Source organism: Blautia sp. MCC269 (assembly GCF_018785655.1).
Classification (GTDB): Bacteria; Bacillota; Clostridia; order Lachnospirales; family Lachnospiraceae; genus Blautia_A.
Map to the genome: position 1 here is coordinate 36,271 of NZ_WQQE01000001.1, position 13,845 is coordinate 50,115.

The 13,845-nt window shown below is 45.2% G+C and carries 10 protein-coding genes and 1 riboswitch; of the genes, 1 reads left to right on the forward strand and 9 read right to left on the reverse strand.

Annotated features, from left to right (window positions below; genetic code table 11):
• Positions 1-14 precede the first annotated feature (14 nt).
• The 5 genes from GPK88_RS00175 to GPK88_RS00195 form a co-directional block, all read right to left on the reverse strand.
• Positions 15-1,247, reverse strand: coding sequence for a zinc-dependent alcohol dehydrogenase (locus tag GPK88_RS00175; protein WP_215707434.1), 1,233 nt, complete (start codon positions 1,245-1,247; stop codon positions 15-17).
• An 18-nt stretch (positions 1,248-1,265) separates the two neighbouring features.
• Positions 1,266-2,654, reverse strand: coding sequence for an aldehyde dehydrogenase family protein (locus GPK88_RS00180; protein ID WP_148448411.1), 1,389 nt, complete (start codon positions 2,652-2,654; stop codon positions 1,266-1,268).
• A 31-nt stretch (positions 2,655-2,685) separates the two neighbouring features.
• A complete protein-coding gene (locus GPK88_RS00185) occupies positions 2,686-3,567 on the reverse strand; it encodes a class II aldolase/adducin family protein (protein ID WP_118368607.1) in 882 nt (293 codons plus the stop codon).
• A 188-nt stretch (positions 3,568-3,755) separates the two neighbouring features.
• Positions 3,756-4,547 carry a glycyl-radical enzyme activating protein gene (locus GPK88_RS00190; protein ID WP_215707435.1) on the reverse strand — a complete coding sequence of 264 codons (792 nt, stop codon included), beginning with the start codon at positions 4,545-4,547 and terminating at the stop codon, positions 3,756-3,758.
• A gap of 11 nt (positions 4,548-4,558) precedes the next feature.
• Positions 4,559-7,084, reverse strand: a complete 2,526-nt coding sequence (locus GPK88_RS00195) for a glycyl radical protein (RefSeq protein ID WP_173772690.1) — start codon at positions 7,082-7,084, stop codon at positions 4,559-4,561.
• Positions 7,085-7,438: 354 nt separating this feature from the next.
• On the opposite strand from GPK88_RS00195, the gene GPK88_RS00200 reads away from it, so the two are divergent.
• Entirely contained in the window at positions 7,439-8,152 is a 714-nt protein-coding gene (locus tag GPK88_RS00200) for a phosphatase (protein WP_215707436.1), read from the forward strand.
• 98 nt (positions 8,153-8,250) lie between these two features.
• On the opposite strand, the gene GPK88_RS00205 is transcribed toward GPK88_RS00200, so the two are convergent.
• The 4 genes from GPK88_RS00205 to GPK88_RS00220 all read right to left on the reverse strand — a co-directional run bounded on the left by GPK88_RS00205 (position 8,251) and on the right by GPK88_RS00220 (position 13,774).
• Entirely contained in the window at positions 8,251-8,559 is a 309-nt protein-coding gene (locus tag GPK88_RS00205; protein ID WP_148448421.1) for a cysteine-rich small domain-containing protein, read from the reverse strand.
• A gap of 266 nt (positions 8,560-8,825) precedes the next feature.
• A riboswitch (cobalamin riboswitch) is annotated at positions 8,826-9,027 on the reverse strand.
• A 170-nt stretch (positions 9,028-9,197) separates the two neighbouring features.
• Positions 9,198-10,658 (reverse strand): C40 family peptidase, encoded by a 1,461-nt coding sequence (locus tag GPK88_RS00210; protein ID WP_148448423.1) that lies wholly within the window; start codon positions 10,656-10,658, stop codon positions 9,198-9,200.
• 326 nt (positions 10,659-10,984) lie between these two features.
• A complete protein-coding gene (locus tag GPK88_RS00215) occupies positions 10,985-12,430 on the reverse strand; it encodes an N-acetylmuramoyl-L-alanine amidase family protein (protein ID WP_173762653.1) in 1,446 nt (481 codons plus the stop codon).
• Between the two features lie 357 nt (positions 12,431-12,787).
• On the reverse strand, positions 12,788-13,774 hold the full coding sequence (locus tag GPK88_RS00220; protein ID WP_148448425.1) for a diaminopimelate dehydrogenase: 987 nt from the start codon (positions 13,772-13,774) through the stop codon (positions 12,788-12,790).
• Positions 13,775-13,845: the final 71 nt, after the last annotated feature.

The following is a 13,845-nucleotide window of genomic DNA, read 5'->3' on the forward strand; positions in this document are numbered from 1 at the left end:
CTTTCCCGTTAAGGTTATTTATTAACAATCGCGATCTTAAGACCTGTCATTGCAAGGTTTGTCTCAAGTGCCTCGTTGATCTCCTCAAGCGGGAACTTGTGTGTGATCAGCTCAGACATTGGAAGTCCGATTGCTTTTGCTCTCTTAAGGAAATCAAATGTTGTTGCATAGTCTCTGAGGTTGTATACCCAGGAACCAACAAGGTTGATCTCTTTGGAGCAGAGGTCGAAGTGCGGGTTGATTGTAGCGTCTCCACCATTGATGAAGAAACCAAGCTCGCAAAGACCGCCGCCGTTGCGGATGAATTTGTAGATGTTGGAGTGTGCATGAGGATTTCCAGTACACTGGAAAGCGAAATCTGCAAGATGTCCGCCCTGAGCCTCTTTAACAGCCTCAGCAAGTGCCTCAACACCCTTGAAGTTCATAAAGTTTACAGTTGTAGTTGCGCCCATTCTCTTGGCAAATTCAAGACGCTGCTCGTTTCCGTCTACTGCACAGATGTTGTGAACACCCATTGTATGAAGAACAGCGATACAGATCAGACCGATCGGTCCGCAGCCCTGAACAACAACTCTGCTGTTGAATTTCAGGATTCCTGTTGTTTTTGCTCTCTCTACTGCATGTACAAGTACTGCACATGGCTCGATGAGGATACGGGAATCAAGATCCAGGTCGCTTACATTGAAGAATGTAGAACCGAATTTTCCGCCTCTGATGAAGATGTAATCAGCGAACCAGCCGTTGAATTTAACGTCGTCATCCGGAAGAAGTCCGTATACGTCAGCGCCGCCTACGTTCTTCTTGTTGAGGTCGAACATTGTGATTTCCGGATCATCTTTGAAGATCATACAGGTAACGATCTTATCGCCGACTTTAACCGATTTACCAGCTGTATCAACTTTAACGTTTTTACCCATTTTTACGATCTCACCGGTTCCCTCATGTCCGAGAACTACCGGGATAAGACCAAACGGGTCATTTTTGTACTCATGAGCATCTGTTCCGCAGACACCGCATCCCTCAACTTTAACGAGGATGTCGTCGTCGCCAACTTCCGGAAGATCATACTCCTGAAGCTCAAAATGTTTCTTCTCTGTCATCATTGCTACTCTTGCTTTTTTCGGAATTGTGTTTCCTGCCGGAGCAGCCGGAGCGCTTGGTGCAGCAGCTGCTGCAGGAGCGTTTCCTGTCATGCCGGAGAGAACCTGTTTAACGATTTCTTCGATATTTACATTGTTCATATCCATTGTTTCTGTTCCTCCTGATTAACGAATGCAAAGGCTGTCTGTCATTACGCAGCGTCTTCTCTTTGTGAATGTGCTTGCGCTTGTAAGTCCCTCACCTGTACGGCTTGCGATTGTGAATGTACAGAAACCTTCTCCGCCAAATCCAAGTGCGGAATAGGACGGGCCGTTCTTTACAAGGATTGCGGTATCAATTGCTTTCGCATATTTTGTAATGTTATCAATATTTTTGGAATGAATATGTGCGGAATGACGGTTGCCATGCTCAAGCCATACAGCCTGCTCTACAGCGTCGTCGAAATCCTTAGCTCTTACGATTCCGAGGATTGGCATCATAAGCTCTGTTGTGATGAGCGGATGTTCCTTCGGGCCCTCGAAGATAATGCAGCGGGTATTTGCCGGTGCCTGAACTCCGATCATGGAAAGAAGTGTCTTCGCGTCACGTCCTACACATTTACGGTTCAGCTTGCCACCTGCAAGTACAGTCTCAACAAGTTTGTCCTGCTCTTCCTTGGATGCAAGGTAGCAGTCATTCTCTGTGATCATGTAGTGCATTAACTCATCAACTACGGAAGATACTGCAACAACTTCCTTCTCAGCGATACATGGAAGGTTGTTATCAAATGTACATCCGTTTACGATATCCTGAGCTGCCTTACGGATATCAGCAGTATCATCAACCAGTGCCGGCGGGTTACCTGCTCCTGCACCGATTCCTCTCTTACCGGAGGAAAGAACTGCTGTTACAACACCAGGGCCGCCTGTTGCTGCGATCAGATGGATATCTTTATGTTTCATCATAATATTGCTGGTCTCAAGTGTTGGTTTCTCAACAGTAACAGCGATATTATCCGGGCCGCCTGATTCCAGGGAAGCCTCATTTAAAAGATTGATTGCGTAAATAGAAGTTTTTACAGCTGCCGGATGCGGGTTGAATACAACTGTATTTCCGCCTGCCAGCATACCCATTGTGTTACAGAGAACTGTTTCACTTGGGTTTGTACATGGTGTGATCGCACCGATTACACCAAATGGTCCCATCTCGATCAGAGTCAGTCCTCTGTCTCCGGACCATGCAGTTGTTGTAATGTCTTCGGTACCAGGTGTCTTGTCTGCTACCAGGTGATGTTTGAGGATCTTGTCTCCTACATTACCCATACCAGTTTCCTCAACACCCATACGAGCCAGTACTTCCGCATTTTCTTTGATCTTTTTACGGATGCAGGTGATGATTTTTTCTCTCTGGTCCATAGACATTGTCTTAACTACCTGCTGCGCTTTTTTCGCTGCTTCGATAGCATCATTCATATCCTTGAAAACGCCATGTTTTCCGGCCGGAGCATCTGCAATCTGCATTTTTGCCATAACTTCCTGTACAATTTCCTGTACCATATTCTCACTTATTGGCATGAGATGTCCTCCTTAATATTCCGTCAAAAAATTATTTCAGGCCAAGCTGAGCCATAACCTGTTTTGTGATCTGAGCAACAAGCTCTGCATCATTCTTTGCTGCGTCTGCTGCAGGAGCTGCATCTTTATCACAATCACAGTCTTTTCCAACGAAATCATACTGATATCCCGGGAACTGTTTGTAGTCCTCGCTGTGGCATGCGCCGCCGCAGTTGTGGCAGTTCTTGCCGTCTTTGTTCAGGCAGAGGCTTGCCGGATGTTTTCCAGGCATACCGAATTTACGACGGATCGCATAGAGCTTCTCGATGTTCTCTTTGTCGAATTCCTTCGGTCCGCCAAGGAGCTTGGTCTGATACAGAAGCTGTGCGTAGAACTCTACAGACTCCATCTTCATGTATGCAGCGTTAAGGTCTGTGCTCCATGTAAGTGCTCCGTGGTTCTCAAGAAGTACTGCATCGAAGTATGGAAGGTATTTCTCAAGGTTGTCCGGGATCTCCATTGTGGAAGGTGTACCGTACTCAGCGATCGGAACACATCCAAGAGCGATAACTGCCTCTGGCATGATCGGCTGTGTAAGCGGAATACCTGCGATTGCGAAAGATGTAGCATAGATCGGATGAGCATGTACAACAGATCCTACGTCCGGTCTCTTCTCATATACTCTCATATGCATCTTGATCTCAGATGATGGTTTGAATCCCGGGTTAGCCTGGATTACATTACCCTTGCCATCTACTTTACAGATGAACTCTGGTGTCATGAAACCTTTGGATACACCTGTTGGTGTGCAAAGATATTCATTCTCTGCTACTTTAACGGAGAAGTTTCCGTCGTTAGCTGCAACCATGTTACGGTTGTAGATTCTTTTACCGATGTCGCAAAGCTGTTTTTTGATTTCAAACTCGTTTACCATGCTTAATTTCCTCCTTGAGCATTGGATTGCACTATTTTGTTTCTGAAAATATTTTACTCCATACCACAAAATAAGTCAAGGACAATCCGTTGTTTTGTGTTGGTTTCTTGTTGCTTTTTATGTTGTTTTTATTGTTTTTTTATGTTGTCTGTTTGCAGAGGATCTTTTCTCTGTAATTCTTTTATTTCTCAGCCGCCGATCTGGCAGTCCAGGGCGCATACCGCGTGTACCGCATTCTTTAACATCTGCATATGTTCTGCTGTCGGTGGAAGAATTCCTTCCATTAAATAGGGGCGTCCAAGGCCATCATATTTATCCTGTCCCAATCTGTGGTACGGAAGAAGATGGATCTTGTTTACACCTGGAAGGGATGCCGCAAATCTGGAGATTGCTTGGATCTCTTCCACAGAATCATTGAAAGTCGGAATAACCGGAACGCGGATCACCAGTCTGGTCTTGCCATAGAGTGCAACCTTTCTTGCATTCTCCAGCATCAGTCCGTTGGCCCGTCCTGTGAATTCCTTATGTTTTTCCTGATTCATATGCTTGATATCCATCAGATACACATCCAGATAGGGAAGAACCTGTTCGATCTTTTCCCAGGGGGCACAGGCCATACTCTCCACGGCTGTGTTGATGCCGCGCTCTTTTGCCGCACGGAGAAGATCTCTGGAAAAATCTGCCTGGCACATGCATTCTCCGCCGGAGAGGGTGATTCCCCCTCCGGAGCGGTAATAATATGCACGGTCCTTCTCAACCTCTTCGATCATCTCACGGACAGTTACATCCCGGCCGATCACCTTGTCCTCGCCCAGAACTTTCATGTTCTGGATCCGGTACTCCTGTGATTCCGGGTTGCAGCACCAGCGGCAGCGGAGAACGCAGCCTTTCAGGAACACGATGGTACGGATGCCCGGACCATCATGTACTGAATATTTCTGAATATCAAAGATCCTGCCCTTTGTATCCAAATAGTCCATAAGTTACTCCTTTAGAAGCCCTGTTCTGTACGACGGATAATATCATCCTGCAGAGATCTGGAAAGCGTTGTGAACAGTGCACTGTATCCGGCAACACGTACAACCAGGTGTTTGTACTTCTCCGGATGTTTCTGTGCATCCAGAAGTGTCTCTCTGTCGACAACGTTGAACTGCATATGCATGCCCTTCTGATCAAAGTATCCACGAATCAGTGCCACAAACTTCTCCAGTCCTTCTCTTCCTGCAAGTGCAGACGGATGGAATTTCTGGTTAAACAGTGTTCCGTTGGATACAATGAAGTGATCCAGACGGGATACGGAAGTTGCTGCTGCTGTCGGGCCTTTCACATCCTTGCCTGCTGACGGAGAAACGCCATCTGCAACTGGTGTATGTGCATAACGGCCATCCGGTGTAGCACCAGTCTGTCCGCCAAGAGGAACGTTTGCAGATACCGGATAAAGTCCTGCCTGATAATGTCCGCCTCTCGGGTTCATATATTTCTGAAGTGGTCTGGTATAAGTATAAGCCACATCTCTTGCAAAGTAATCCACATCCGGGATGTCATTTCCGAACTTCGGAACTTCCTCGATCATCTTGTGGATTTCTTCGAATCTTGCTTTTTTCTCCGGGGATGGCTCTGTGCCAAGAGCGGCTGTCATAACAGCGGTAGCTGTCTGCTCATTTACGCTGATGCCATTCTCCTGAAGTTTCTGCATAACAATGGTAGTGATATCTGCCGCAGACTGTGCATCAATACCTTTGCCATAGTTCCATGCCAGAGCTTCTTTCATCTCTTCCATGGTAACTTTCTTTTCTTCATATACAAGCTTGCGGATTGCATACAGGGAATCTGCCATGTTGGCAATACCAAATCCCTGAGGACCTGTAAAGTTATAAACAGCTCCGCCTTCCTGAACGGATTTACCTCGTTTCAGGCAGTCATCCACCATACAGGAAAGGAATGGAAGCGGACATCTCTCAGCATGTGCAACATCAATGGCATTATCTGCATTTACAAGCAGGGAGATGAAATATTCCATCTGTTTCTTGTATGCGTCATAGAACTCGTCAAAGCTCTTCATCTCTGTGACATCGCCAGTCTGAACACCAACCTGCACACCTTTATCCATACCATTAGAGAAAACCATCTCCAGTGGACGGCACATGTTAAAGAATGCGGCATCATGCCAACCTTCTGTCTTACCTGCTTTCTGCGGTTCTACACAGCCGATGATGTTATACTCTCTGGCATCTGCAAGGGAAAGTCCCCGGTTCTGCAGTGCAGGGATGATAACTTCATCATTATAATAAGCCGGAAGTCCGATTCCTGTTCTTGTAAGCTCTGCAGCCTTGATCAGGAATTCATGGGGAGATCCGTTCCATACTCTTACAGAAAGAGACGGTGCCGGAAGATGTACATGCATGGACGCCTGGATACACATAAAGGAGAGATCATTGGTCACATCCTCGCCGTCTTTGTTCTGGCCACCTGCGATCAGGTTCTGGAAAAGGCTGTAGCCTGCAAAACCTTCTGCAGATGCGGCATCACGGCATTTATTCAGGTCGTTTAATTTTACCCAGATGCAGTCCATCAGTTCCTGAGCGAACTCTCTGGTCAGATTGCCTGCCTCCATATCACTCTTATAATATGGATACATATACTGATCAAAACGTCCCGGTGAAATGGAATGTCCGCTGCTCTCCATCTGAATCAGCTGCTGTACGAACCAGAAGGACTGGCAGGCTTCATAGAAGTTGCGTGCGCCTTTGGCCGGGACACGGCTGCAGTTGGATGCGATCTGAAGAAGTTCCTGTTTTCTGGTCGGGTCCTGACACTGATATGCCATCTGCTCAGCAAGCTCGGCATAACGATGTGCATAGTCGATAACAGCCTGGCAGCTTAAGATCACGGCTTCCAGGAAACGGGATTTCTTTGCGTAATCACCATCTCCCACATTGCACTCCTCAAGCTCTTTCTGTGCTTTGGCAATGATTCCTTCATAACCGATTGCCAGGACTTCTTCATATTTAACGGTTACATGTCCTACACCATTGTAAAAATAATTTCCCGGTGTAAAAATGTTGTGGTCAATGGCAAGAATTGCTTCCGGTGCCATGTAGGAAGTTGCAAGTTCACTGGTTGTCTTGCCTTTCCAGTATTTATGTACCTCACGGAGTTCCGCCTTGGTTTCCTCCGCAATATAAAATGGATCGGCTGTTCTGGTAGCCACTGTATCCAGCTCATCCTCCAGCCACTGGAAAGAATACTCCGGGAATGTCTGACATCCTCTCGGAGCCAGGGTGCTGCTTCCGACGATCAGCTCCTCATCACGAATAATGATGGGAATATTACGCAGGATGTGGGCAAATGCCTTGGCTCTGCGGGTGATGATCGGCTCGTCTTCGGTCTGCTTATAGGACTCTGTGACCAGCTTGGCTCTGGCAGATTCGATCACCGGCATCTTTGCATAAAGATTATCCACAAGATGGGTGATCCTGTCTGTTTTCGGGATATCTGCTATATGAAATTTCTCCATGATTCTCCTTTCTCATAACCGGTTGTTTCTGGTGATCTGTCCGCCTTCCCGCTTCCAGAACCGCTTCTTTCCGGCTATGTGCTCATGTAATTTTATTATACCTTACCCCCTCTTTGATGTCAACGAAATCCAACACGTGTTTCTTGCTGTTTTTGTGGTTTTTATAGGGCAGGACCCGTTGGTTTTATTTGTTTTTCGTGTTTTTATGTTTTTCTCTATTGACTTTGTTTTTCTGCTCTGCCATACTTGGATTTATATAGGAATTCCTTTGTTTTTCAGAAAAAATTTATACAAAGCGGACATTCGTATTCCGCTCTGTCACATGTTCTCAAACAGCAAAAGAGGTGTATTTTTATGTATCTTTCTGATATGCATACCCATTCCATCGCCAGCGGTCACGGCACGGAATGTACTATCACCAACATGGCCCGGGCGGCCGCAGGAAAAGGTCTCCGGCTTCTCGGGATCACTGATCACGGTCCCGGCACTCTGGCAGCCGGAACTTCCTCCTATTTCCGCAGCCTTACCTATTCTCCGAAAAAACATTTCGGCGTAGACCTGCTCTACGGGATTGAACTGAATATCCTGGATCGGAACGGAAGTATCGATCTGGATCAGGAATTATTATGTAAACTTGACTACGCCATTGCAAGCATGCATTCCTGGAATTACCGCCCCGGCACCAGGGACGAAAACACCGAAGCCTTTATCAATGTTATGAAAAATCCCTGCGTCAAGATCCTCGGCCACAGCGATAACACACACTATCCGGTAAATTATGAAGTTCTTGCCCGAACTGCAAAAGAAACCGGAACCATCTTCGAGATCAACGAAGCTTCTCTTGCGCCTTATGGCTATCGTGGTGACACAAGAGAAAACTGTTTCGAGATCCTTCGTTGCTGTCGAAAATATGATCTGCCACTGCTTCTCTCCAGCGACAGTCACGGTCCGGAGCACATTGGCGATTTTACCTATGCCGCGGAGTTTGTTCACCAGGCCATGTTCCCGGAACAGCTGATCCTGAACAACCAGCTTCCAAAATTAAAAGTGTTCCTGCAGACCAGATGACCTGATAAAGTAAAAAAGCCAGCTCACACATTTTTCTATGTGTCAGAGCTGGCTCATTATTTCGAACTATTATTTATAACTATATTATATATTCTCTATTATCTCTTCTCATCTGCCTGAGAATTTTCTCTCTGTTTTCTTATCATATCCGCAAGTTCCTGGTACTTCCCTGTGATATATCCGTAATTTTCTCTTCTGTGAGGAAGTTTACACGCCGTGCAGTCCTTGATCCCACTTTCTGTAAAGTGGAAATTACCGCCGCATTTATCTCCCAGTGCATACAACGGGCAATAACAGAACAGGCAGTTGAAATTCTCCGGATCTACTCCTTTATGGCATGGAAAATACTCGCATTTTTTGTGGCTGAAATAGGAATACTCTTTTCCTTCCCAATATGGTTTCTCCATGATTCTTATCTCCTCCCGGATCATATATACTCTTAATTTTCCTATAAAAAAAGAGGTAGCGATGCCACCCCGGGGTAGAAATATAATCCGTTCATGAGTGCGCGGAGGGAACGAATGTATCCGGAGTAGTATCGCCTGCCATTTAATCATGTATAATTCATATGAACAGGCGTATTCCATAAAAAAATGCCTACTCTCGTAAAAAAGTAGACAACGTCCCAGGGGTGCGGAGTCCCTGAAATGGTTGTTACACTTTACACGGAAGTTTAACCTCGCCATAACAAGCAGGTTTCCTGGCTCCGGGATCATGGCTTGTCTCTCCTTCTCATACCTAGTACAATGGACTGTGAGATTCGCTCCTCCGTTACAGTGACCGGATCGCTCAGGTTTCACACCTGATTCCCTTTTCTGCTGGCATCTGATAATCAATGACTGTCAGATCCCCTCAGCACTTGCTATGTTCAATATGGAATTATACTGACATTATAATAACACCCTGTTAATTATATGTCAATACTATTTCCATCATATTTACATATTTTTGATCATATTTTTCCGATACATTTGTAAACGCAAAAAAACAGCCTGGCAAACTGCTGCCAGGCTGCTGTACTTTTATTTTCTGTTGTCTGTTCGCCTTATACAAGACGTCTTACAGAAACGATAGTTCTGTATGTCGCATCGTTGCTGATCTTGATTCCATCCTGAGAGTTGGATGCATGTACGATCTGTCCGTTGCCCATATAAATAGCCACATGTCCACCGTAACAGATCAGGTCTCCAGGCTGTGCATCTGCATAAGATACCTCAGTACCTGCATTCTGCTGCTCATAGGAAGTTCTCGGAAGGCTTACACCAAAGTTGGCATATACACTCTGTACAAAACCGGAGCAGTCTGCACCGTTGGTAAGACTTGTTCCGCCCCATACGTAAGGATTTCCCACAAACTGTGTAGCATAATTCACAACAGAAGATCCGGAACCACTGCTGTAAGAAGAACTGTCACTGTCTGAAGATGTATCCTCTGCATTAGATGTGTCCTCTGCACTTTCTTCAGATGCGTCTGTGCTGTTATCGTAATCTGCGTCTGCATTATCCTCTGTATTCTCAGTATCCTCGGACGCATCATCATTCTCACCATTGTCTGCATCTTCATCCACATCCTCGGTGTCATCTTCTGCAGTATCCTCATCTGCATTCTCGATCACGTCGCCGTCCTCATCGTACTGTACGTCTTCGCTCTCGTCCGCCTCATCCTGCTGTGCTTCCTGCTCTGCCTGGCGTCTTGCTTCCTCTTCTGCCTCTGCCTGCGCTCTTGCTGCTGCCTCAGCCTCCGCCTGACGTCTTGCTTCCTCTTCTGCGGCGATACGCTCAGCCTCTAATCTCTGAAGCTCTGCAGTCTGCTCTGCAAGAAGGTTCGCATAGTCTGTAGCCTGCTGCTGTGCATAAGCAATCTCATTGTCATAATCTGCGGATGTTGCACGCTTCTCATCCAGCTGTGCCTGAAGGTTCTGGGACTCTGCCTCATATTCCTGCTTCATTCCCTCAAGTTCTGCCTTCTCCTGTGTGTACTGAGCTTCCAGGTTAGCTACCTGCTGAATGGTGTTGGAATATTTCTCAAGGCTCTTTCTGTCCTGCTCATATGTCTTCTGTGTGTACTCAGCTTTTGTAAGAAGATCAGACAGGTTCTCTGCATTCAGCATCATCTGGAACCATGCGTCGTCTCCGCCTTTCTCGTAAAGATACTGAATACGTTTTTTCATTGCTTCATACTGTTTGGTCTTGGCATTCTTGGCTTTCTCAAGGTTGGCCTGTGTAGATGCAATGTCGGCTTCTTTATTGGAGATATCTCCTTCCAGTGTCTGGATCGAAACCATCACGTTTACAAGATTGGCATCAAGAGTGGAGATCTCGCCTTCGATCTGTGACTTCTGTGCGGAAAGCTCATCCAATCTGGAATAAGTTGCATTCAGCTGTTCATTGGTTGCATCCATTTCCTGCTGAAGCGCTGCCTCATCTTCTCTTGTTGCACTTACGCTAACTACCTGTGCTCCACTGATGAGGAGCGCCAGTGTCAGACATAATATTCTTTTCTTCATGACTGTTCACCCTCGCAATCTGATTTTGAATTCTGATTATTCGGCAGATCACATATCACCTGCCCTCGTTTACTCATTTCTGCTGTTCTTTCATTTCAGCAAATCAATGTAACATTTCCGCAATATCTTGTTTCAATCTTTTTATATATTAACACAGTGTTCTCTGGTTTGCAAGGATTTTCTATTATTTAGTTTAAAATTCTGTAACATTTATTAATGAATTTGACATTAAAGAAGGAGAACTCTGCATTTTACAGGTTCTCCTTCTCTTAATCTTATTTAATTATTACATAGAAATTTCTTCGGGTACTTCTCTTCCTGCCTAATCAGAACAGGTCTGCAAGAATCTGATTTGCGGTCTTGTTCAGGTATCCATCCGGATCGGAAAGTGTACTTCTGTTCCATCTGAAGTAAGCACCATTACGGATATAGTTACCACTTGATTCGTGATAATCATATTTGCTGGATCCTGGATATTTGGCCATGTAAAGCTCTGCAAGCTTGATTGCCTGGCTTCCATATGTTCCATCCGGTGTCGGTGTTCCGGAAATCTGAACACCCGCATTCGGTGTACAGTGCAGGATCACAACACTCTTATCTGCACACTGTCCAAGAACCATCCATGTATGTCCGTCATTGTATCCGATATCTCCCGGATACAGTTTCCAGCCGGAGCTTGAAAGCTGTGACTGAGAAATTGTAGTTCCCATTCCTCTGCTGGTATATAAGGAACCGATATCTCCGGAAACTGTTGTATAGTTCACTCCGCCGGATTTACTCTGCATAATCTGATATACAGACCATCCTACATATCCGGAGCAGTCAAGGCCTTTCTGTTCTGTAGCTTCTGTAAGATCCATATAGTTCTTATAGTTATAAGAGCTGGAATTGCTGTCATACCACTTTTTCCATCTGGAACTTACGCCTTTTCTGGTGGCATCCGAAGTATTGTGGCCTCCGCCCCATACATAAAGGGTCTGTCCAACCGGTTTCAGTGCATTTGCAAGGAAATTCTTAATTGTACGTGAACTGGTCGGTGTCGTTGTACTCGGGTTATTGTTGACCTGAAGGACTCCGCTGCTGCTGAATGTGTACTGTTTTCCGTCGATTGTCTTGGTTCCGGTAGCCATTACACCTGTAGATGGGTTAAAATAATATTTATAACCCTTGGATGTATTCTCCACCCAGCCGGTTGCCATAATTCCACTTGAGCTGTAGAAATAATATGTGTTGCTGCCGATTTTCTTGAAGCCTTTATACATGGCTCCTGTGGTCGGATTAAAGTAACGTTTCTGTTTTTTGGTATTGGTTGCCCAGCCGGTTGCCATGTAGCATTTGCTTGTAAAATACCTGGTCACATTCTTGGAATCTGTAAGGAATTTACTCTTGGCTGCAACTCCGTTATTGCTGTAGAAATAATATTTCTTATTTCTGATAGTTGCCCATTTGGTTGTCATATAACCGGTACTGGTATTAAAATACCGGGTATTCTTCTTGCTGTCTGTAAGCCAGCCGGTTGCCATATAGCCTTTTACACCGTTGGCATTGTAGAAATAACGTTTGCCTTTGCTGTCTTTTGCCCAGCCTTTTACCTGAACACCTGTGGAAGCATTGAAATAATACTTCTTTCCATTGAGGGTAAGCCAGCCTTTTACTTTCTTACCATTCTTGTAATAATAGGACTTTCCGTTTTCTGTTTTAAAGCCGTTTTTGGTTGCGGCCTGTACATCTGTTGCAGTTGTATGTACAGTCGCTCCAGCTGCAAAAAACATCAAGATCAAAAAAAGCCCCCACAGTTTCCATTTTTTGCTTAATTTTCGCATACATACCTTCCTTTGATAGATAATTGATATTTACTATTTCTGAAGTCCGGCTGATTGTTATCTTCACTGCCCATCCTGTGAACCGTGTGTAAAGCATTCAATTCTTTACAATTCTGTTACAAATTTACGTCCATATTATATACCATTCTTTACCTGTCGTCAACTCTTTCCGGCTTTTTCCCTGTCATGCACCCTCTTATCCACGCAAAAATCCCCGGAATATCAGAAATACCTGCTGAATATTCCGGGGATCCAAGCATTTATAAAAATATTGCTTTCTGTAACAACTCTGTTACAGTCTGTTTCTTACAGGAATTTTTTGCGAAGCTCTGCTCCATCAAGTGCACTTAAATATGCAGGTGCAACATCAAATACCGTCTTGCAGCCTTTCTGTCCTTCCTGATTCATACGGTATGCAGCTCTTGCATAGGCAACGATAACAGAAGAGGTAAACTCCGGATTGGAATCCAGTTTCAGACTGTACTCGATTACATGGCTGTTCTCATCATTCCAGCCGGTTTTTCCACTGCGGATTACAAAACCACCATGTGGAATTCCGCTGTGATCGCGATCCAGCTCCTCCTGGGAAATAAAGTGTACCGTTGTGTCATACTCATCAAAGTAGTTCGGCATGGTCTTGATCTCTTCCTCGATGCGTGCAAGATCAGCACCTTCCTCTGCAACAACGAAGCACTCTCTTGTATGTTTCTGACGTGTGGTAAGCTCAGGATTTTCTCCGTTTCTTACAGCTTCCAGTGCAGCTTCTACAGGAATTGTGTACTGTTTTGCGTCTTTTACACCTTTAATACGGCGGACTGCGTCAGAATGTCCCTGGCTGACACCCTTGCCCCAGAATGTGTAATCGTTTCCGTTTGTAAGGATTGCGTTTGCATACATACGGTTCAGTGAGAACATTCCCGGATCCCAGCCTACAGAGATAATTCCTACATGACCGTTCTCCGTTGCTGCTTTGTCAACATTTGCAAAATGCTCCGGAATTCTCTTATGTGTATCAAAGCTGTCCACAACGTTGAAATATTTTACATATTCCGGTGTCTGAACAGGAAGATCGGTAGCACTTCCTCCGCAGATAATCAGAACATCAATCTCATCTTTCATTTTCTCTGCATCTTTTACAGAATAAACCTTGGCAGTCTCTGTAAGAATCTTCACTGTTTCCGGATCACGTCTGGTGAATACTGCAACCAGCTCTGTATCCGGATTGTGTTTGATCGCGCACTCCACGCCGCGTCCAAGGTTTCCATAGCCTAAAATACCAATTCTTATGCTCATAACGATTTCCTCCTCTTTTTCTCTGCAGGAAAACCTGCACTCTATATCGCAAAGCAGATCTGCAGGATCCA